Below are 24220 nucleotides of genomic sequence, written 5' to 3' on the forward strand. Positions count from 1 at the left end.
ATCCTGTCGCGGTACAGCGTATCGCCGATCAAACCGTCAGCAGTGAACTCACTGTCGATCCAGCGATAAGATCGCTGCATATAGCTATTCCCAGTGCATGCGGTTTCCGGCCCTCTCATAGGCAGAAACAGGGATTTCGCGGCGTGTAATTCAGCGACTCATGAATGCGTGGACACCCCAGGTCAACAGGCGCTGTCAGCCGCCACAAGCTCAATCACCGCTAATCATGAGCATACCTCTGACCGAGGAATCGCCTCGGCGGGCTGGGGGCGTTGGATCTCCGTAGGATTTGACGTCTACCTGATGCTAGAGTATTCGCAGTTGTTTGCGATTTCGAGACCGGCCATGGAGCGATGGAACTGTCAGTAGCCTAACCCAACCGCCCACGACGGACATTAGCTCAATCTTTGCTGTCTATCGACACGAACCACCAAGCAACGCTCGCATAACCTTACATGCCACGTTATCGTCGTATCCATGGCACGACAAGAGCCTGCGGCACATTTGCCAGCAACCGCCGGACGGCACCCGATCCTGATAGCTCCAGTCCCTGGGCCCTGCCCTACGAGCGACCCGAAGATGGACAGATGACTGAGGAGTCCGACCGACGAGGACGCCACGCATGCGTCGACGAAATCAGATGTCGATCGCCATGACTGCGTCTCAGAACATGCGATCTGGTTGTCGTCACCATGTTGCAAAATTCCAACAAACTGATATCGGCAACTTTACAGCAAAACTACTGAGCTCTTGATATGAGAGATGTCAGCGGAGGTCGATATGGACCAATCGAAGAGTGGCATCGATCGCAGTCCGTCATGGTCGAAATCGTTGCAAACCGGCTCATTCGGTCTTTCCGGAAACCCCGATTCAGGTAACGGTTCCGGTGCGCGCTACACCCGTAGCGGATCCGTGCGACTGCCGTCATACGACATTCTTCCATTGACTGCGGCCCAGCGGGGAATCTGGTTTGCCCAGCATCTCGCGGAATCGTCGCCTATATCTGTGGCCCAGTATGTCGAGATCGTCGGCGAGTTGGACATGGATTTGCTCGCCGAGGCTTGCAAAACCGCCGGTCGCGAGTTCGGGTCCGGAAATATGCGCCTGATCGAGGTCGACGGAGAGCCATTTCAGTTCGTCGACGAGGAGTATCAAGCTCAGGTTTCGATCATGGACTTGCGCCGGCACATCGATCCGGTTGCGACTGCGCACCGAATTATGGTTCAGGATTATTCCGCTCCGCTGGACCTGCTGAACGACGACCTCATGACAAGCATTGTGTTCCAGGTCGGCGAGGACCATTTCCTGTGGTATCAGCGCGCGCACCATATTGCGCTCGACGGATTCGCCGCGGTGACAATGCTGCACCGGATAACCGAGTTGTACAACGCTTGGACGAAATTCGAGGAACCCGCGCCGTGCGCGGCGCAGGACCTGGGGGCCGTCGTCGAGCAGGATCTGGCGTACCGACGTTCGGCGCGTTTCGACAACGATCGCAGATACTGGCTCGAGCACCTGGCAGGCGCACCTCCCGTCGTCAGCCTGGCCGGTCGCGTTGGCAAGCCCACCATTCATCCGGCGCTGGTCAGCACAGAGTTACCGGACACCACCGCACAGCTACTGGAAAGCGTCGCGCTCGCGCACGGCCCGAGCGTGACTCCAACCATCGTCGCGGCGTTCGCCGCATATCTCGCGCGGATGACCGGAAGCGATGAAGTACTGCTGAGCCTGCCGGTTTCGGGTCGGCATTCTGCCGTGCTGCGCCGTTCCGGGGGGATGGTGGCAAATGTGGTCCCGCTGCGAGTGCGGGTCTCCGGCCACAGCGTCGGTGAACTGATCGCCGCTACGCAAAGCGAATTGACAAGTGCCCTTCGGCGGCAGCGCTACCGCCAAGAGGACATATTTCATGATATGGGGATTGCGCGCGACGAGGCCGCATCCTTCGGGCCGGCCGTCAACCTCATGATGATTGATAACGAGGTTGTTGTCGGCAATACGACAGGCCGCCTCAATGTCCTCACCTCGGGCCCTACCGCCGACCTTTTCGTCAATATCTACCCGGGTGCGGGCAAGGACAGCACACATATCGACTTCCAGGGGAATCCGAATTCCTACAGCTCTGACGAGCTCGCTGCTCACCACCGACGGTTCTGCATATTTCTGCACGAATTCCTCGCCGGGGGAGACGAATTTCCGATCAGCAGACTGCCGCTGCTCGAAGTACAGGAACGGTCTGCGCTGTTACCGGTAAGGGGGCCCAGTGGGGTCGAAACACGGCTACTTCCGGAGATTCTGACCGACAGTGCACGCCGGAATCCCAGTGCGTGCGCGATCGCCGCGGCCGGGCAGACGATGACGTACGGCGAGCTGGACACCAGATCCTCCCAGTTGGCCCGACAGCTGATAGCTCTGGGCTGTGGGCCGGACACGGCGGTGGCGATCATGCTGCGACGCTCGGTCGAATCGGTCGTGGCGACGTGGGCGGTCGCGAAATGCGGGGCCGCGTTTGTCCAATTGGCACCCGAGTACCCGTCGAAGCGGATAGAACAGATCGTCGCCGACAGCGGTGCAACCGTGGCGATCACGGTCGACGCCCTGCGCGGGCTGGTCCCGCACGCAGTACACCGTGTGGTTCTCGACGACCCCGCAACCTCGGTGGACTTCGACGCCGTGGGCGGGCCGATTTCCGACGATGACCGTATCCGCCCGATACGGCCGTCCAACGTCGCCTACGTGACCTATACCTCGGGATCCACCGGAGCGCCGAAAGGTGTCCAGGTCACCCACACCGGCCTCGCGAATCTGGTTGCCGACCGCACCGCCACGTACGGCATCGACGCGAACTCCCGCGTGTCCTATGCCCTCTCGCCCAGTTTCGACGCCTCCCTGGAACAGTTTCTGACCTGCTTCGCGAACGGATCCACGCTGGTGATCGTGCCGCCCGAGGTGACCGGAGGTGAACCGCTCACACAACTGCTGGCCGACGAGTACGTCACCCACCTGACGCTGACGCCCACGATGCTGGCAACCGTGGACCCGCATCCGGCAACCGACCTACGAGTGGTCGTGGTCGGTGGCGATGTTTGTCCGCCGCATGTCATCGAGCGGTGGACACCGTACTTGTCCATGTACAACGAATACGGTCCCACCGAAACCACGGTGACCGCCGCGGGCGCCATGCTGAGCCCCGGCCGCGCCCACACCGTCGGTGGCCCCATCCGTGGCTTCTCCGCGATGGTGCTGGACCGAACGCTGCAACCGGTGCCCAAGGGGACCGCGGGCGAGTTGTATCTCGCTGGGCCGGGCTTGGCCCGTGGCTACAGCCATCGGTTCGTCGAAACCGCCACACGGTTCGTCGCCGATCCATACGGCAGCGCCGGTGAGCGGATGTACCGCACCGGCGATATCGCGCGTTGGACCGGCGAGAACGCCGAGGCGACGCTGGAGTTGATGGGGCGCAGCGACTTCCAGGTCAAGATCCGCGGATACCGGATCGAACCGGGTGAAATCGATGCCGCGCTCACCACACACGAAGACGTGGATCTTTCCGTCACGGTGCCGGTGCGAAACAATGTCGGTACGACGGTGCTGGCGTCCTATGTCGTCCCGGTCGACGGCCACCGGGTCGATCCGCTCGAAATCCAGGGCTTCGCGCGCGATTCGCTACCGTCGCACATGGTTCCGGCGGTGATCCTCTCGTTGGACAGCCTCCCGGTGAACGCCTTCGGCAAGCTCGATCGCAGCGCTTTGCCGAAGCCCGAATTCGGGACAGCGCCGGTCGGGCGGGCGCCGGCCACAGCCCGAGAAGAGGCGGTCGCAAGGCTGTTCACCGAGGTGCTCGGCGTGCCTCGAGTAGGGGCCGACGACAGCTTCTTCGCCCTCGGCGGCGACAGTATTCTGTCGATCCGGCTGGTAGCGCGGGCCAAGGCCGAGGGCCTGAGTTTCTCCACCCAAGATGTGTTCGTGCACAAGACCGTCGCGGGCCTGGCGGCCACGGCGACGGAAGCCGGCGATACCCCCGAGTTGGCCGAGCTGCCCGGTGGCGGCGTAGGGCCGATGCCGTTGTCGCCGATCATGCACGCAATGCTCGAGCGGGGTCATTACGACCGATTCGCCCAGGCCGCGCTCGTGCAGCTGCCCGAGCGGGTCGATCGAGCGGGTCTCGTGCGCGCATTGGGATCCTTACTGGACCGTCACGATGTGCTGCGCGCGGTACTGCGCGACGGCGATTCGGTTGATCGGTACATCGAGGTACTCGATCGGGGAGCTGTCGATCCGGATACCGCGCTCGTCGAGGTTCGGCTCGATCGACGTGACGCCGCCGAAGTCGACCGGCACCTGCACGATGCCGCGGATCGATTGGACCCGGGCAACGGTGTGCTCGTTCAGGCCGTCTGGCTGCGGGATCGCAACGGCTCGGGACCCGACCTGATGTGGCTGGTGATCCACCACCTCGCCGTCGACGCGGTGTCGTGGCGCATCATCCTCGCCGACCTCGCGCAGGCATGGTCCCAGGCTGCCGACGGCGGGGAACCGCATTTCGGCCCGGTCACCACCACGTTCCGGCGATGGGTGCATGGCCTGGTCGAGCAGGCGCCGGGCCGGCGGTCGGTGGAGCTCGACCTGTGGAAAGACGTACTCGAGCGCGGCGATCAGCTACTCGGAGCCCGCCGTCTGGACCCGGATCGTGACGTCGGGGCCACGGCGGGCCGAGTACATCAGCGCATCCCGGCAGCGGTTGCCGAGGCGGTTCTCATCACCATTCCGGACCGCTTCCATTGCGGTGCCAACGATCCGCTGCTGGCGGCCCTGGTACTGGCACTCGGTGAGTGGCGGCGCAGGCGCGGTACGGCGGCAGCCGCCGGAGAGTTGATCGCACTGGAGGGACACGGCCGCGAGGAGCGGGCCGTACCCGGCGCCGATCTCAGCGCCACCGTTGGCTGGTTCACCAGCCGCTTCCCGGTCCGGATCGAATGCGAGAATGTCGACCTCGATGATGCGCTGGCCGGCGGTATGGCTGCGGGACTGGCGATAAAGCAGGTGAAGGAGCAGTTGCGCGCGGTGCCCGGCAACGGCATCGGCTATCAGATGCTGCGCCATCTCGATTCCCGGGGGAGCGCCGAGCTCGCAAACCTGCCCGAACCGCAGATCAGTTTCAACTACCTCGGTCGGGTGGGTGTCGGTGAACGCTCGGGCCCCTGGACGCCCACCACCGAATTCACCGCACTGACCGCGACGAGCGATCCCAGGATGGCACTGTCGGCGGTGCTCGATATCAATGCGATCGCCGAGGAAGGTCGCGACGGGCTCGAACTCGACGTGACCTGGGAGTTCGCCTCGCAGGTGTTGGGCGATGCCGAGGTCGACGAGCTCGCCGGCCTGTGGGCTCGAGCCCTGGAGGCGCTTGCCGAGCACGTCCGAGCCGAAACCGCATACGGTTTCACGCCATCCGACTTCCCGCTCACTGCGATATCGCAGGACGATGTCGACCACTGGCTGCGGGAATACCCATCGATGACCGATGTGTGGCCACTGACCGCCCTGCAGTCCGGGCTGCTGTTCCACACGATCTACGACCGGGACGGCGTCGACGGCTACATCGTGCAGGCGGCGCTGACGTTTGCCGGGCAGGTGGATGGGGATCGGATGCGGCGGGCCGCACAGGTGCTCATCGATCGGCACGACAGCCTGCGGACCGCGTTCGTCGAGAGTGCCGATGGGCCACGTCAGATCGTATTGCGCGACACCAAGGTCGATTGGGGCGAATCGAGTATCACCGACATCAGCGATGTCGGCGAGCAGGCAGCAGCACTCCGGCGACTCGCGATGGCGGCTGCGGCTCCATTCGACCCGGCACGCCCGCCGCTGCTGCGGTTCCACCTCGTGCGCACCGGCGCCGAGATGTTCCAGCTGCTGGTCACCAACCACCACCTCGTGCTGGACGGCTGGTCCATGCCGGTGCTGATCCACGAGTTGCTCTCGTTGTACATATCCGATTGCGATACTGCCGCGCTCACGCCCCCTCGTTCGTACCGAGAGTATCTGCAGTGGCTACAGGCTCAGGATCGCGACGCCGCCACCGCCGCGTGGCGGGAGATGCTCGCCGGAATCGACGCTCCGACGCGGGTCACCACCGGGTCGGAGCGAACCGTCACCGCGGACGCCGGTGAAGTCGGCCTGCACCTGGACGCCGCGACCACCGCCGCAATCCTTGATCTGGGCCGCTCGCACGGCGTCACTGCCAACACGGCCCTGCAGGTGGGGTGGGCATTGCTGGTGGCCGTCCTGACCGGACGGTCGGATGTGGTGTTCGGCAATACGATGTCGCAGCGCCCGCCGCAGCTTCCGGATGTCGAACGCATGGTCGGGCTCCTGGTCAACACGCTGCCCGTCCGCGTCCGGCTCGAACCCGACGAAACCATCGGCGATCTGCTCGTCCGCGTGCAATCCGAACAGGCCGCAATGCTCGATCACCAGCACATCGGCTTGGCCGAGCTGCAACGGGCCACCGGCATCACCGATATGTTCGACACCGCGACGGTGCTCGAATCGTATCCACTCGATCGGGAACTGTTGGCGCGCAATCTCTCCGACGCCGGATTGCGGCTCGTCGAGATCGACGCACACGATGCCACGCCGTATCCGCTGAGTTTGCAAGTGACCCCGCCGCGGTCGAGTCGCGACGGGCGACCGGACGCCGAGGAGACCGACACCTATACGGTGACACTGAAATTCGCCACCGACCGATTCGATTCCGACGACGCCCGCACGTTGCTTCAACGATTCGAGCTGCTGCTCACCCAGATCGTCATCGATCCCGCCCGGAAGGTCGCCGCGATCTCCTCGTGCTGGGATTCCGAACGCGCGGAACTGCTTTCGGTCAGCGGCGCGAAGCCAGCCGCGGAGCTCATGCTGCGCGACATCCTGTGGGGGACAGCACGGCGGTATCCGGATGCCGTGGCTGTCCGGTTCGGTGACACCGCGTGGACCTATCGTGAACTCGAGCGTCGCGCCGACGGGTTCGCTCGCCTGCTGGCCGGCCACGGTGCTCGCGCCGAATCGATCGTCGCATTGGCCGTGCCCCGTTCGGCCGAACTGGTCGTCGCGATCTGGGCGGTGGCGAAAACAGGTGCCGCCTTCCTGCCGTTGGATCCCGGCAGTCCGGCCGCGCGGATCGGGGAGTTGCTGTCCGACTCGCGGACCAGTCTGGGCGTGACGACCAGCGCTGTCGCACCGCAGCTTCCGGATACCGTCGATTGGTTGATTCTGGACACTTCGGCTTCGGACGATCGTGCGGATCTACCTCACCCGTCCGGTATCCCGGCCGGGGCCGACCGGCTGTCGGCCGACAATGCGGCATACGTGATCTATACATCCGGATCGACCGGCAAACCGAAGGCGGTCCACCTCAGCCATCGAGGTCTGGCCGATCTTGTCGCGGCGCAAGTCGACGCCTTTGGTGTGGGGACGGAGTCGGCGGTGTTGCAGGTCGCGTCGCCGGGATTCGACGCCTACTTGGCGGAGTTGCTGCTGGCGCACCGCAGTGGCGCCTGTCTCGTGGTGGCGCCACCAGAGGTGTACGCCGGGACCGACCTCGAGGAACTGCTTCGGTCGCAGCAGGTTTCGCACGCGATCATCACCCCGTCCGTGCTGAACACCATGGATCCGTCCCGGACGCCGACGTTGACATCGGTCGCGGTGGTCGGCGAAGCGACCGGGCCGGACACCGTGCACCGATGGGGCACTGGGCGACGGCTGATGAATCATTACGGACCGACCGAGTGCACGATTTGGGCGACGGGGTCGGATGCCCTCGACCCCGGCGAGCCGGTGACGATCGGCGGCCCGATCCTGGGCGCGTCCGCGGTGGTCCTCGACATGTGGCTGCGACCGGTGCCGGTCGGGGTCGCGGGCGAACTCTATATCGGTGGGCCCGGACTTGCCCGCGGGTACGTCGATCAACCGGGCGTGACCGCATCGCGCTTCGTCGCGGATCCGCGATCCACCCGCGGCGAGCGGATCTACGCCACCGGTGATTCCGTGCGCTGGGTGCGCGGACGCGCCGGGTTGGCACTGGAATATCTGGGCCGCTGCGATCAACAGGTCAAGATTCACGGCCTGCGGATCGAGCCGGGGGAGATAGATGCCCACGTGGCCCGGCACCCGGACGTGGCGAGTGTCGCCACCGTTGCGGTGACCGGACCTGCCGGGGAACCGGTTCTGGTCTCCTACGTCGTCCCCGCGCCGGGCGCCGCTGTGGATGTGGCGGCACTCGACGACGATCTCGCGGGCAGGCTACCTCGCTATATGAACCCCGCGGCGATCGTGCAGCTCGACGAGATGCCGCGCACGCCTAGCGGAAAGCTCGATCGGAAAGCGTTGCAGCAGCGCGCCTTCGATGCCGACGCCGCCGCGGGTGGTAGGCCGCCGTCGACGCATGCGGAGCAGGTCGTGGCGGCACTCTTCGCCGATGTGCTCCATCTCGACACGGTGTCCGCCGATAGCAACTTCTTCGCGCTCGGCGGGGACAGCATCGTCTCGATGCGGCTGGTGGCGCTGGCGAGATCCGCCGGGCTCATGCTCACGCCGCGAGATGTCTTCGAAGGCAAGACAGTTGCCGCGCTCGCCGCAATGGCGGGCGGCGATGCGGCTGCTGTGACGATCGAGGAACCCCGTCGACTCCCGATGGCGGATCGGGCCTCGGGTTTTCCGCTCGTCGCGCTCGCCCAAGCCGAGATCGATCGGCTCGAGCGGCAGTACCGCGGGCTGTCGGACGTATGGCCGTTGTCGCCCACGCAATCCGGGATGCACTTCCACTCCACGTTCGACCCGGACGCCGGGGACAACTACACCGTCCAGACGATGATCGGGTTTTCCGGCGCGGTCGACGCCGAGCGCCTGCGACGTGCCGCTCAGGCCGTGGTCGACCGGCACGATGTTCTGCGGGCCGCCTTTGTGGAGACGGCGGCCGGGCCGTGCCAGATCGTGCTGGACCATGCCGAGATCGGGTTCCGCGAGATCGATCTCGCCGGTGGTGGCGATGCGGAATCCCCGGCCGACCCGGAATCTATTGCCGCAGCGGACGCGGCCGTGGGATTCGACCTGTCGGCTCCTCCGCTGCTGCGCTTGACGCTGATCCGTCTCGATGCGGGATCCTTCCGGCTGCTCGTCACGAATCACCATATGATCCTGGATGGCTGGTCGATGCCACTGCTGATGCGAGAACTGCTCGACTACTACGGATCTCCCGCGCATATCAACTCCGCCGGACCCGCGCCCTCCTACCGCGACTATCTGGCCTGGCTGCGTCGGCAGGACATCGCCGCATCCAAAGCTGCATGGGCGCAAGCCTTTTCGGATGTCGACGCACCCACCCGGGTGTCCCGCAACAACGGTTCCGCGAGCATGGTATCCGCCGACGAGGTCGAGGCCGAGCTGACGGCGGATCATTTCCGAGAACTCCGGCGAGTGGCGGCGGAGGCGGCCGTCACCATCAATACGGCCGTCGCCGCGGCTTGGGCCCTGAATCTACGTGTACTGACCGGTGAGACCGATGTGATCTTCGGCTCCTCGGTGTCGGGCCGGCCCCCGGAGTTGCCGCTGGTCGATCAGACGTTCGGCATGTTTCTGAATACGATTCCGGTGCGAGTCCCGCTCGAACCCACAATGACGGTCCACGAGTTGCTGACCGGCATTCAGGCATGGCACGCCCGCATGCTGGATCATCACCATATCGGCCTGCCCGAGATTCACCGCAGCGTCGGACTGCCCGAACTCTTCGACACCGCCATCACCTTCCAGTCGTTCCCCGTCGACCGGACGGCACTGCAGCAACTCGTCGATTCGGCGGGCCTACAGGTGAACGAACTCAGCGGTGTGGACGCGACGCCGTACCCGTTGAGCCTGGTCGTGGAACCGAGGCAGTCCGAGCACGGCGAGGCACAGGGACTGCGGATCACCCTCCGATTCCACAACCGTGCCTTCGACACCGCGTCGGCGCGCCGCATCCTCGACCGCTTCGTCGAGTTGCTGTGCCAGATCGCCGCACACGGCGACGTGCGGCTGGGCGAGCTGCCGCTCGACGAGGAACCAGGGCCGTCGTGGCCCGTTTCGGGTGCGGAACGGGAGATCCCGGAGACGTTGGATCGGATACTCGCAGCTTCCGCTGCCGCCGAACCCGCCGCGATCGCCGTGCGGTGCGGCACGGCCGCCATGACCTACCAGCAGCTCGACGAGCGATCCGCACGTCTGGCCCGAGTCCTGCTGCGGCACGGCGCGCGGCGGGGACAGATCGTCGCCTCTCTGCTTCCACGCTCCCTGGCGGCGACGGTCACCCTGTGGGCCGTGGCGAAGACCGGTGCGGCTTTCCTGCCGATCGATCCGACCCTGCCGGCAGAGCGGATCGAATTCCTGCTGTCCGACTCGAAAGCCGTGCTCGGGCTGACCTACACGTCCGCCGGGAAGCAGCTTCCCGACGGCGTCGACTGGCTGATCCTCGACGAGGAGCAGACGCTCGATGCCATGGACTCGGTTCCCGCCACGCCGATCACCGATGCCGAACGCGGCGGGCCGATTCGGCGGGATCAGACCGTGTACGTGAGCTACACGTCGGGGTCGACGGGTACGCCCAAGGGCGTACTCGTCAGCCACCGGGGCCTAGCCGATATTGTCGCGGCGCAGCGGCGAATACTCGGCGTCGACCCGATGTCGGTGGTACTGCAGGTCGCCTCGCCCAGCTTCGACGCCTCGGTGTTCGAGTTGTTGCTGGCGCACGGCTCGGGCGGCCGATTGGTGGTCTCGCCGGCCGATGTCTACGCCGGCCCCGAGCTGGCGGATCTGATCGGGCGCGAACATATTTCGCATGCTGTAGTGACCCCCTCGGCGCTGGCGACAGTTCCGTCCGAGGGTCTCGACGGGCTGCGCGTGCTGGCGACAGCCGGCGAGCCGGTCGGGCCGGAACTGGTCGATCGGTGGGCGGCGCAGCGCACTATGGTCAATCTGTACGGGCCGAGCGAAAGCACGATCTGGGCTACCGCCAGCGATGCGCTGGTGCCCGGTGCCGCGGTCACGATCGGAGGGCCGGTCGGTCCCGTCGCGGCCGTGGTCCTGGATACCTGGTTACGACCCGTGCCACACGGTGTCGCGGGCGAGCTGTACCTGTTCGGCACCGGCCTGGCCGAGGGGTACGTCGCCAGGATGGGGTTGACCGCGGCGCGGTTCGTCGCATGCCCGTTCGGGGAACCGGGTCAGCGCATGTACCGGACCGGTGACGTGGTGCGCCGCAGTGCCGATGGCGCGATGGAGTTCTTGGGGCGCAACGATTTTCAGGTGAAGGTGCGCGGCACCAGAATCGAGCTGGGGGAAATCGACGCGATACTGGGTGCGCGTGCGGATGTGGCATACGCGGTCACCGTGCCGCGCAGCGATGACGGGCGACCAGCGCTGCTGGTGTCCTATGTCGTGCCCGCAACCGGGACGGAGGTGTCGGGCGTGGAGTTGCGTGGGGCGCTGGCCGAGGCGTTGCCCCGGTTCATGGTGCCGTCCGTGGTGATCGTGCTGGATGAGGTGCCGCTGACCGCCAACGGGAAGCTGGATCGCGAGCGGTTGCCCGAGCCAGTTGCCGTCGCGCGCGAATTCCGAGCGCCGGCACCAGGGGTGGAAGAGTTGGTCGCGCGGACATTCGAGCAGGTGCTCGACGTGGACCAGGTGGGCGTCGACGACGACTTCTTCGCACTGGGCGGCGATTCGCTCAGCGCCTCGCTGGTGGCGGCGCGCATCGGCGCGGCCCTGGACGTGCGCGTGCCGGTGCGGTCGGTATTCGAGGCGCCGACTGTCAGCGGATTGGCCGCGCACGCCGGGTCACTCGGCGGTGGAGGCCGGTTGCCCCTGCGGTCCGGAGTGCACCCCGACCCCGTGCCGCTGTCGCTGGCACAGCAGCGGACGTGGCTGCTGAACCGGTTCGAACCCGAATCGGCGGCCTACAACATTCCGGTGATGCTGCGGTTGTCTGGACGGCTGGACACCGAAGCGCTTACAGCCGCGCTCGTGGATGTGGTCGCACGTCACGAAGTATTGCGGACGATATATCCGGAAATCTCCGGTGAGCCACGGCAGGTCGTTCTCGACGAGCCCGCGGTGCCGGTGGAACCGGTGCGCGTATCGGTGGAGTCGGTCCCGGATGTGGTGGGCGAGTTCGTGCGGCGCGGATTCGATGTGACCGCACGAGTGCCGATGCGAGTGGGATTGTTCGAGCTCGACGCCGAGTCCGACAGTGACACCGGAGAATTCCTGCTGGCGCTGGTGGTCCATCACATTGCAGGCGATGGTCAGTCGATGGGGCCACTGGCTCGTGACGTCATGGTGGCGTATACCGCGCGATTGGCCGGGCACGCGCCGGAATGGGAACCGCTCGCCGTGCAATACGCCGACTTCGCGTGGTGGCAACGGCAAATGCTGGGGGCCGCGGACGATCCGGCGTCGTTGATGTCGGCGCAGCTGGAGTTCTGGCGCTCGACGCTCGCGGGGGCACCGGACCGGCTGGAACTACCGGCGGACCGACCACGCCGGGCCGTCGCATCCCTGTCGGGATCCCGGGTACCGGTGCAGATCGGTGCGCGGCTGCACGAGCGGCTGCTCGCGCTGGCACGGTCGCGGGGGGCGTCGCTGTTCATGGTGATGCATGCAGCGTTGGCAACCGTACTGGGGCGGCTCAGTGGCACCGATGACGTTGTGATCGGCACCCCGGTCGCGGGGCGGGGCGAACCCGGTCTGGACGATCTGGTGGGGATGTTCGTGAATACCCTCGCCTTGCGGACCCGGGTGGATACCGGCGAGCCCTTCGCCGAGTTGCTGATGCGCACCCGGGAGATGGACCTGCTGGCGTTCGAAAACGCGGACGTGCCGTTCGAGCGGGTCGTGGAGGAGTTGAACCCGGAGCGATCGGCGGCGCGGCATCCGTTGTTCCAGGTGGCCCTGGCATTCCAGAACGTGTCGACGGTCGATGTGGCGCTGCCCGACGTCCAGGTTGCCCGCGCGGATGTGGATACCGGGGCGAGCCAGTTCGACCTGCAACTGGTGCTGGCCGATTCACCCGTAAATGCCGGTGTGGCGCAAGGCATCTCGGGAATGATGACCTATGCGCGGGATCTGTTCGACGAGGCGACCGCAGCGGCGATCGTCCGGCGACTGGTGCGGGTGTTGGAAGCCGTCGCGGATGATCCGTCCGTAGTGATCGGGGATATCGACTGGTTGGAAGCCGGCGAGCGCTCGGCTCTCACGTCGCGAGTGGGGGCACACGCCGTAGCGGCGCTGGAGCCATCCGGACTGCTACCGGAGGTGTTCGCCTCGGCCGTCCGGGACAACGGCGACGGTATCGCCGTCGCCTCGGGGGATGCCACCTTGTCGTATGCGCAGCTGGACGAACAGTCCAACCGGCTGGCGAGGTTACTGATCCGCCGCGGCGCTGGACCCGAGCATCCGGTGCTGGTGGCGGCCGCGCGGTCGACGGAGTCCGTCGTCGCGTGGTGGGCAGTGGTCAAGACGGGTGCGGCACACGTACCCATGGACCCGGGCTATCCTGCGGGCAGGATCGCGCAGATGGTGTCGGATTCCGGTGCGACGCTGGGAGTTACGGTGTCGTCGGTGCGTGCCCAGATGCCCGATTCGGTGGACTGGATCGTGCTCGACGACCCGGCCATCGCCACGCAGATCGACGCGACGGCGAGCGGCCCGATCGGCGATGACGAGCGGACGCGGCCGCTGCGGGTCTCGGATGTCGCCTACGTGGTCTTCACCTCCGGATCCACCGGGGTGCCGAAAGGTGTCGCTATCACCCATTCCGGCATCGCCGACTTCGTCTCGGGGTGGCGCACCGATCGCGAACTCCAGCACACGTCCAGGGTGTTGCATTTCGCGTCGCCGTCGTTCGACGCCGCGCTGATGGAGATCCTGATCGCGGTCAGCGGGGCCGGAGCACTGGTCGTGGCGCCGACTGCGATCTACGGCGGCGGTGAGCTGGCCGAACTCCTACGCGTGCAGCGGGTCACCCACGCCTTCATGACCCCGGCCGCGCTCGCGTCGGTGGATCCGGCCGGGCTGGACGACCTGCGGCTGGTCATGTCCGGTGGTGACGTGGTCCCAGCGGACCTGGTGAGCCGATGGGCGGGCACCGACCTCGCCGGCGCCCGGAAGTTCCAGGTGCTGTACGGGCCGACCGAGGCCACGATAGTCGCCACGGCGACGGGTGCGCTGCGACCGGATGACCGGCCGACGATCGGTGCCCCGCGGCCGGGAACCCAGGCGCTGGTGCTGGATGCCCGGTTGCAGCCGGTGCCGGTCGGGGCGGCCGGAGAGCTGTATCTGGCGGGCCCCGCGCTGGCACGCGGGTACCTGAACAGGGCGGCGACGAGTGCGGCGCAATTCGTGGCGCATCCGTTCGGGGAGCCGGGACGTCGCATGTACCGCACCGGTGATGTGGTGCGCTGGAATACCGATGGCGCCTTGGAGTTCTTGGGGCGCAACGATTCCCAGGTGAAGATCCGTGGTTACCGGGTCGAGCTGGGCGAGATCGACGCGGTGCTGCGGACACAGGCGGATGTGACATACGCGGTCACCGTGGCGCGACAGGACGGCACCGGTCCGGTGACGCTGGTGTCCTATGTGGTGCCCGGCATCGGGTCGAGTCTGTCGGGCGAACAGTTGCGGGCGGCGTTGGCCGAGGTGCTGCCGTCGTACCTGGTGCCTGCCGCGGTGATGATCCTCGACAAGATCCCCCTGTCGCCGAACGGAAAGCTCGACCGCGCGGCCCTGCCCGCACCCACCGTCCAGGCCAAGCGATTCAGGGCCCCGGCGTCACCGACGGAGGAAATAGTGGCCGGCGTATTCGCCGATATCCTCGGCATCGACGGTCCGGTAGGCGCCGACGATGACTTCTTCGAACTGGGTGGCAACAGCCTGGTAGCCACCCGCTTAGCCGCGCGGATCGGTGCCGCGCTCGACGCGACCATCCCGGCATCGATGATTTTCGAGGCGCCGACGGTCGCGAGGTTGGCCGCGCGCGCCGAATCGCGGGCCGACACCGGTCGGGTGGCGCTGACTGCGCAGCCACGGTCGCAGCGAATTCCCCTGTCGTACGCACAGCAGCGGATGTGGTTCCTGAACCGGCTCGAGCCCGGCTCGGCTGCCTACAGCATCCCGATCGTGCTGCGGCTGTCCGGACCACTGAATCTCGACGCGCTGCGCGCGGCCGTCGACGATGTGCTGAACCGGCACGAGGTACTGCGGACCGTATACCCGTATGCCGAGGGCGAGCCGTTGCAGGTTGTCCTGCCCGCCGCCGAGGCGATCACGCCGATTACCGTGACCTCGGTCGCGGAACCGGAACTGGCCGAATCGTTGTCGGCGTTCATCTCGACGGTGTTCGATGTGACGGTCGAGACCCCGGTGCGGATACGGTTGTTCGAGCTCGGGCAGGACGAGTGGGTCCTGGCGGTGGTAGCGCACCACATTTGCTGCGACGGGGCGTCACTGGGTCCGCTGGCACGGGACATGATGACCGCGTACACAGCACACGTGCACGGGGAGACACCGAGCTGGCCGCCGCTGCCGGTGCAATACGCCGACTACGCGATCTGGCAGCGGACGGTGTTGGGGAGCGAAGACGATCCCGAATCGCTGCTACGCGCCCAGATCGACTACTGGACACTCGAATTGGCGGAGCTTCCGGTTTTGCTCGAGCTGCCGACCGACCGACCGCGTCCGCCTATACAGACCTACGCAGGTGCGAGCGTACCGATCACTGTCGGCGCCGATCTGCACGCGGGATTGCAGCAGGTCGCGCGAGCACACAACACGACGCTGTTCATGGTCTTCCATGCTGCGCTGGCGGCCACGATGGCCCGGCTGGCCGATACGGACGACATCGCGATCGGCACTCCGTATGCCGGACGCGGCGAGCCAGAACTCGACGATCTGGTCGGGATGTTCGTCAACACCCTGGTGCTGCGGACCCGGTTGACCCCGGGGATGACGTTCACCCAGCTGCTCGAGCATGTGCGCGGGACCGATCTGGCCGCCTTCGGACACGCCGATGTTCCGTTCGAGCGGCTGGTGCAGGAGCTGAACCCGGTGCGGTCGCACGCGCACCATCCACTGTTCCAGGTGATGCTGGCATTCCAGAACCTCGCCAGAGCCGAGTTCGAACTTCCGGGGCTGTCGGCGTCGGCCATGACGGCCGAGATCGACACCGCACTGTTCGATCTGCAGATCACCGTGTCGGACTCCTACGACCGCACCGGCACCCCGGCCGGCATCAGCGGTGCGGTGACCTACGCGACCGACCTCTTCGACTCGACGACCGTCACTGCGATCGTCGATCGCCTGCTGCGATTGCTCGGCGCACTGGCGGCCGATCCCGCACAACCGGTGCACGATGTGGATCTGCTCGGCGCAGTGGAACGGGAAGCCGTTCTGACGCAGTGGAATTCGACCGATGTCAGGCTCCCTTCGGACGAAACGCTCGCCTCGGTCTTCACCCACTCGGTGCAGGCGCATGCGGACCGGCCCGCGGTCATGTTCGGCGAACAGTCACTGACCTATGCGGAATTCGCATCGCGCGTCTACCGGTTGGCGCGGTGGTTGATCTCCCACGGAGTCGGGCCGGAGTCGTTGGTGGCGCTGCGGATGCGGCGTTCCCTGGACCAGGTCACCGCCATGTACGCGGTGCATGCCGCCGGCGGTGGGTACGTGCCGGTCGATCCGGACCTGCCGGCCGACCGCATCGCGTACATGCTGTCGATCGCCGCACCGGTGCTGGAGCTGTCGTCCCTCGACGGGCTGGAGCTGTCCGGATTCGATGACACGCCGGTCACCGACACCGATCGGCTCGCACCGCTGCGACCGCACAACATCGCATACCTGCTCTTTACTTCGGGGTCGACCGGTCGACCGAAAGGTGTTGCGGTATCGCATTGTTCGGTGATAAACCAGGTGCGGTGGGTCAACGCGACCTACGCACTGACGCCGAATGACGTAGTGCTGCAGAAGTCCCCGGCCACGTTCGACATGTCGGTGTGGGAGCTGTTTGCGACATTGGCGATGGGGGCGCGGCTGGTGATCACGCGAGCCGACGGGCATCTCGACCCGGCCTATCTCGCCGAAACCATTGCCACCCAACGGGTCACGATCTCCGCATTCGTGCCGTCGATGCTGGCGGTATTCGCGGACGCGGTGCCTGCGGAGTCCCTGGAGTCGGTGCATACGTTCCTGGTGGGCGGTGAGGCATTCGGTTCCGAAGTGGTGGCCGCGGTGCGGCGAATAGTGCCCGGGGTCGAGTTGCACAATCTGTACGGGCCGACCGAGTTCACCGTGTGCGCGGCCGCGCATCGGGTAACCGAAGTCGACAGCGGGAGCATGCCGATGGGCACACCGGTATGGAACGCGCGGGCATACGTACTCGACAACCGGTTACATCCGGTACCGCCCGGCGTTGCTGGGGAGCTGTACTTGGCGGGCACCCAGCTCGCGCGCGGCTATCAGGCACGCCCTGGCCTCACCGCGGAACGGTTCGTGCCCGACCCGTACGGTGACGGTGGCCGCCTGTACCGGACCGGCGACTTGGTGCGCTGGCGCCATACCGGCGAATTGGAATACCTGGGCCGCACCGATTTCCAGGTGAAGCTGCGTGGCCTGCGTATCGAACTCGGTGAAATCGAGGCAGTACTCGCCGAGCACCCCAGCATCGCCCGGGCGATCGCTGTGGTGCGCTCCACCGGTGCGGTGGACCACTTCGTCGGCTATCTGGTGCCCGCCGCGGGCGCCACGGTCGACACCGCGGCGGTCCTGGCGCACGCGAAAACCGAATTGCCCGACTACATGGTGCCCACCACGGTGATGGTGCTCGACACGGTGCCTCTCACCGCGTCGGGAAAGCTGGACCGCACGCGGCTACCGGAGCCGGTGCTCGCGGTAGCGGAGTTCAGGGAGCCCTCGTCGTGGTTGGAAGGGGAGATCGCGCGGGCCTTCGGAACGGTACTGGGCGTGGATCGGGTGGGCGTCGAAGACGACTTCTACGCGTTGGGTGGCAACTCGCTGAAGTCGGTGCAAGTAGTGAGCGAGTTGCGCAAAGAACTCGACTACGAGGTCCCGATCAGCTGGATGTTGTCGGATCCCTGTCCGGCCGACCTGGCAAAGCGGATCGAATCCGGAATGCGCTCCGGTTTCACGGTCGACCGGACCGATATCGGCTTCGATGTGCTGCTACCGATCCGGACCGGTGGTGAGCGACCACCACTGTTCTGTATCCACCCGGCCTTGGGCCTGTCGTGGAGCTACCGCACGTTCGACCGATACCTGTCCGAGGGTCGACCGATCTATGGCATTCAGGCGCCACAAATCGGCGGCGAGGTCCCCGGTCCGACATCGATCGAAGAAATGGCCGAACGCTACTTCGCCGAGATTCGCACGGTTCAGCCACACGGCCCCTATCATCTCCTCGGCTGGTCGCTGGGTGGTGCGCTCGCCCATGCCATTGCCGTCGAGATGCGCTCCGCCGGTGAACAAGTCGCCCTATTGGCGCTGTTGGACGCCGAGGTGGACGGTGTCGACGAGTCGATGGTCGCCGCCGTCTCGACCGGAGAACTGATCAGCAACCTCGGTCCGGTCATGGGCGTCGATTTCGTGCGCCCCGATGCGACCGCCGAGGAAGCCGCCGACCTGATCGAACAGCACCTGGGAGGCGGCCTCGGTATCGACGCCGCAATGATCGAGCGCCTGACCGACGCCTACAACCTGGGGATCCGGGCGGCCAGTGTGTGGCGGCCCGCGGTCTTGGACAGCGACATGTTGTACTTCACCGCGACCCGGGAAAGGCGATCCGATGCTGTGGGTCACAAGGGATGGGCGTCGGTGGTCCGCGGGCAGATTACGAATTTCGACATCGACGCGACCCACCTCGCAATGACCGAACCGAGCGCGGTTGCCCAGATCGCCCGGATTCTCAACACACGATTGGATCGATGACCGCGTTTATGTCGGCGGGGTGATGGGCGCGCCGAATCCATCCAGCGGTAGGGGAGTAGTGGAGGTGCCCAATATCGTCCCAAGCGACGCCCCGAACGCCCCACCGAGCAGGGCGGCAGGTCCGGCAACGACAGCGACGCCGACCGCGGCGCCGAGGAGCGGGCCGACGACCAAGCCGGTCGGCATGAATGGGATACCGACGACGAACCCGGCGGCGGCGCCGACCATTCCGGCGGCTATCGCGACGGGCGCGGACACTCCCGCGCCGATACCTGCGCCGATTATCGCACCGACACCCGCGTCGACGGCGGTGTCGGAGCATCTGCGCGGATCTACGGGAAATTGCTCGCAGAACGCCTCGATCGGCCGCTGATCCGCGGCCGCGGGTGCGTCCACCGTTCGGATTCTGGTCCAACGGTCGGCGGCGAGCCGATTCATAGGGAGGAGAGCTCGATCGCCACGGCGCATGTCGACCAAGGGCGCGATGTCCCCTGGCGGTGCGGTGTCGGCCAGCGACTGGCCGAGTGCGGCGACCATGGCAGGTGCCTGCGCGGTGTCATCCGGGGATGCGGCGGCTACCCCGGTTCCGAGAACAAGCGCAAGTGGCAACATGCTGGCAATCAACATCGGACGTGATCGCCACCGCTCGGCTTCCGGCATTCCGCACCTCCTGGACGTCAACCTCTAAGCGCTTATCGACCTCGAGTATTTGTCGCACGTTGCGGCGCGGATAGTCTAAGCGGCCGACACGGCCAGATCGGGGAGGACCGTCAAATCTCGTGTGTCTCTGACACATCTGTGGCTGCGCCCAGGCGGCGCGCGACACGTCCTGCTACCTCGATGCGCCGGACCGCTATCCCCCCGCTTGCCAGTCGTTAACCGGCGGGTCCGTGAGTGGTCTACCCGGCGAGCTTTCTCATGGCCGGCGTCGCGACTATTGAGAAGAGTCGCCGGGCGGCGCTAATCGCCCCAGACGGGTGGGCGCTTCGCTAGGAAGGCCGCCATCCCTTCGCGGGCACCGGGAAGTTGGGCAGCGGCGGCCATGACTTCCAGGGCGAGGGCGTAGGCATCTGCTTCGGGGCGATCGAGTTGGCGGTAGAGAGTGCGTTTGCCGAGCGCCTTGCTGGCCCGGCTACCCCGGGTAGCGCGGGCGAGCAACTCGTTCACGGCGGTGTCCAGTTCTTCGTCTGGCACTGCGTGGTTGATCAGGCCCCATTGTTCGGCGGTGCGGGCATCGATCGGATCTCCGGTGAGGGCGAGTTCCATCAGCCGTTTACGGCCGACGGCGCGGGCCACCGGCACCGCGGGTGTGTGGCAGAACCAGCCGCCCTTGCCGCCGGGGAGCGCGAAGCCGGCCGATTCGGCGGCGACGGCCAGATCACAGGAGGCCACCAGCTGGCAGCCCGCGGCCGTGGCCAGACCGTGCACGCGGGCGATCACCACCTGGGGCACCAACTGGATGGTCGACATGAGCTCGGTGCACAGTGTGAGCAGTTCCCGGACGCCGAGCAGATCTCTCGCGGCAACGTCGGCGAAATCATGTCCCGCGGAGAACACCGGACCGTGCGCCCCGAGCACTATCCCCGTGGCGTCGGTCTCGCCTGCGGCCCGGAACGAGGCGAGTAGTTCGGCCAAATGCTCGCCCGACAGCGCATTGCGCCGCTCCGGCCGGTTCATGGTGATGCGCACCGTGTCGCCATCCCGCGCAACCAACACATGCTGATACTCCAAGGCGGTCATACCTCCACCGTAGATCTCTACCGGCACTGACACGACACCTCCGAGGTGATCGTGACCCCCTCATCGCTCTCGGCTGCTGCCGCACCGCCGAATCCATCGACAGGTGTCCGCGCCGGGAAGCCTTGGCGGCTGATACCGGTCGAACCGGCGCGGGGGTTTGCGCTGTCCAGTCATACCTGTGTTACGTCATTGCCTGCGAAGCCATTTCGAGGAATTCATGCCTGAAGTGTCGACCCGCCTGTCCGGGACGACCGCCATGCGACCATGTCCAGTTGAAAGACCGGCTCGCGAAAGAGCCCGTGCTGCGCGGCGGCAAGTCCCGAACTCCTGGCGGCGGTTCTGTCCATCTATCTTCAGCGTCGTTGTCCGAGGTCGCGCACTCGTAGCCGATATAGATCAATCGATCCTTTACACGGCACCCGCACATCCTCGTTACGGCGACGACGTTCCAACGCTGCCTTCGTCATAGCCAGGCACTGGTTGAACGCGAACCGCGCTGTACCCGTGTGGCGGGACAACAGTGCTTGCTGCTCGACGGTCGGGTCGAGACGGAATCGGAAACTCGTGAACCGCGCCACCGCCACAGCATCGCACCAGCCACCGACAAGCGACCGCTACCAGTCGTTGCCGTAACGACGAACCTGAACACCCAAGCAGCACACCCGAATTCCCAGATGCCTCTCAGGCGAGGATGATGGTGTGACGGACCGCATCCGGGTTGTGCGAGTGGGTGAGTGATCATGAAGACGAGATCGTCGGAGATGGTGAAATGCCGAGGATGTCGGTGCTGGTGGCCATTGAGCGCGCACAATGTGTGCCATTGTTCCCAGTGCCATCAGACGTTCACGGGTGACAAGGCCGCGACTCTGCATCTGGTTGTGGATTACCGCCATAAACCGCACGTCATCTGTCGAACACCGCAGAGCGTCGGCCTTGTCGATGCCGACCGCGATTACCCTTGCTGGGGCTTGCCACGGAATTGAGTCCATCCGGCGGTGGGGTTGGCTTTCAGCGGGATTTCCTTGACGGAGTATGGATTTGGTGTGCAGGTGGCGGGCCTGCCGGACAGCCGATCTCGCCGCAACCAGTGCCCACCTAGGTCGGAACCTGAGCGGCTCTTCTACCAGCTCTCCAGACGTTCCTGCGAAATAGCGCCACGCGATGGCAGGCGAAAGCCATTCATCTGCAATGGCTTTCAACGCTACAGCATTCGATGAATGCAGGTCGCGACCGTTCCGTTCCGCTCTGCGTGCGTGTTCCGGGTGCGGCGCGTGCTATTCGGGCCCGGCGGGACCTTGGCGGCCATGGTGCGACCATCGCGTGTGTCATCGTCGACGGCGGCACCTTCGACTGGACGGTACGCGCAGACGATAAGCCCCGATTCCCGGGTTTCTCTGACCCCGATCCCAGCTACCCCGGCGTGGTCTACGCGGCCTCGAGCGCGCCCAGCCTTCGCGCTCGAGGCCGGGTGCAGTTGCCGCACGACCTCGGTTCGTCGATCTCATCGCTCAACATGTTCCTGATCGGGCAGGGGTTGGAGACGCTGACCCTGCGTATCTAACGCACGTGCAGAACGCGAAGGCGGTCGCCGACGGGTTTGCAGACCGCCGATGACCGTCTTATGAGAACCGGATCGATCGAGGATCGGTATCGGTTGTGCGACGGATCGGTGGAGATAGTGGTCGTCCGTGTCTCGGCCGGCGCGTAGCTGCCGCATGCTGACGGACAGAGGTCGGTCCAGCTACCCGGGAGAAGGGAGATACACGGTGGCATTCGGACGTCGTCGGCTGCTGATCGGCTTCGCCGGTGCGGGTGGCCTCGCTCTGGCCGGATGCGGGTGGGCGCGAGAATCCGCGCCAGGCAAACCTGCCACAATCCGATTCGATCCCGCACCCGGCACCCACAATGTCGAAGCGCGCCGCCCTGGCACGATCACCGTCACCGACGGGACGCTGCGGTCGGTCGAATGGATCGATGAAACGGGCAGATCACTGCCGGGCGCGTCGGCACCCGACAATCGAACCTGGACCAGTGCCGAACCACTCGGCTACGGACACACCTATATCGCGAAAGCCGTGGCTCACGGCGAAACCGGCGACGTCACCGCGACGACAACCTGCACCACGGTGCGACCGCAACAGCTCGTCGACGTCTCCCTGCGCTCCGCCAATCTCGTCGATCTGGCCGAAAACGACACCTACGGAGTAGGTTTCGTGCTCGTCGCCCATTTCGACGAACCCGTCGATCGGGCAGCTGTGGAACGCCACCTGAAGGTCACCACCGAGCCGGCCGTCACCGGTGCCTGGTACTGGCTCGACGATCAGAACGCACACTGGCGGCCCGAGCGCTATCACGCACCGGGCACGAGGATCACGATCGCGGCCGAACTCTTCGGCCGCTCGCTCGGCGAAGGCCGCTACGGCCTGCGCGACCGCCAAGTGTCGGTGAACATCGGGCCCGCGCACATCGCGATCGCCGACGACAACACCAAACAGATCGAGGTCTTCGACAACGGAAACCTGGTGCGTACCATGCCCACGTCGATGGGCATGGGCGGCACCGCGGCCATCGGTGGCAGAGTGATGTCGTTCTGGACCCGCCCGGGCATCTACACCGTGCTGGACCGAAAAGACCCGGTGATCATGGACTCCGCCAGCTACGGCCTGCCCACCGACTCCGGGCTCGGCTACCGCACGAGCATCAACCATGCGGTCCGCATCAGCCACGACGGAATCTTCGTGCACGAATTGGCCGCAACCATGTGGGCCCAAGGCAACACCAACGTCTCACACGGCTGTCTGAACATCTCCCCCGACGATGCCGGATGGTTCTACGACTTCGTTATCCCCGGCGACGTAGTCGAGGTCCGCAACACCGGCGGCGACCCCCTCGACATCTGGCAGAACGGCGATTGGAGCATCCCCTGGTCCGATTGGCTTCGCGGTGGCGCCCACACATGACACAACGGGGTCTGGGGCTGACGTCATTCACCACTCCAGAACATGCCGTTTTGGTATCGGTGGCCGTGCCTGCATCAGCGTGCGAAAGGGTTGCGACTAGCCCGTGTCCGAAAGTGGGTGACGGTAGCCAGGGCTCGTAATCCGCTCGACGCAGGTTCCGGCGCCGGTCGCGCTTCGTCGCCAAACGCTTTGTGCATCACCTGCGGACCGTGCCGCACAGCTGTTTTCGACGTGAGCCTCGGGCCGTCCCATGACTACCGCATCGACCGGGGATGGTGAGGTGTCGTTGCGTGGGACGAGATCGCAGGTGAACGAGCATGACAAACTAGACATGCAGACTCGGAACAGGCGGAGCGTGTTATTCGATGTATAGGCCCTTTGAGCTGCTGCGTGACGGTGCGGGTCGTGTATCCCGAGCGCTAGGACGCTTTGCGGAGCATGACGCGTCCGCGGTTAGGCATTCTGCTGACGAGCTTGCCAGATTTGCCAGGACAACCGGGGGA

General features: G+C 65.7%; 6 protein-coding genes. 3 read left to right on the forward strand and 3 right to left on the reverse strand.

Annotation, left to right across the window (positions count from 1 at the left end; all coding sequences use genetic code 11):
• Positions 1 to 780: 780 nt before the first annotated feature.
• Entirely contained in the window at positions 781 to 19017 is an 18237-nt protein-coding gene (locus tag AB0J29_RS27200; RefSeq protein WP_364792126.1) for an amino acid adenylation domain-containing protein, read from the forward strand.
• Between the two features lie 6 nt (positions 19018 to 19023).
• Here the strand turns inward: AB0J29_RS27200 and AB0J29_RS27205 are convergent, their stop codons facing one another.
• From AB0J29_RS27205 to AB0J29_RS27215, 3 genes are all read right to left on the reverse strand, one after another.
• A complete protein-coding gene (locus AB0J29_RS27205) occupies positions 19024 to 19677 on the reverse strand; it encodes a hypothetical protein (RefSeq protein ID WP_364792129.1) in 654 nt (217 codons plus the stop codon).
• Positions 19678 to 19977: 300 nt separating this feature from the next.
• Entirely contained in the window at positions 19978 to 20757 is a 780-nt protein-coding gene (locus tag AB0J29_RS27210; protein ID WP_364792132.1) for an enoyl-CoA hydratase-related protein, read from the reverse strand.
• Between the two features lie 353 nt (positions 20758 to 21110).
• Positions 21111 to 21341 carry a helix-turn-helix domain-containing protein gene (locus AB0J29_RS27215; protein ID WP_364792135.1) on the reverse strand — a complete coding sequence of 77 codons (231 nt, stop codon included), beginning with the start codon at positions 21339 to 21341 and terminating at the stop codon, positions 21111 to 21113.
• 629 nt (positions 21342 to 21970) lie between these two features.
• Here AB0J29_RS27215 and AB0J29_RS27220 point away from each other — a divergent pair.
• Positions 21971 to 22318: a hypothetical protein gene (locus AB0J29_RS27220; RefSeq protein WP_364792138.1), complete on the forward strand. Its 348-nt coding sequence runs from the start codon at positions 21971 to 21973 to the stop codon at positions 22316 to 22318.
• A gap of 205 nt (positions 22319 to 22523) precedes the next feature.
• Positions 22524 to 23717, forward strand: coding sequence for an Ig-like domain-containing protein (locus AB0J29_RS27225; RefSeq protein ID WP_364792141.1), 1194 nt, complete (start codon positions 22524 to 22526; stop codon positions 23715 to 23717).
• Positions 23718 to 24220: the final 503 nt, after the last annotated feature.

Origin of the sequence: Nocardia sp. NPDC049707 (genome assembly GCF_040674855.1) — a bacterium.
In the GTDB taxonomy this organism is placed as follows: Bacteria; Actinomycetota; Actinomycetes; order Mycobacteriales; family Mycobacteriaceae; genus Nocardia.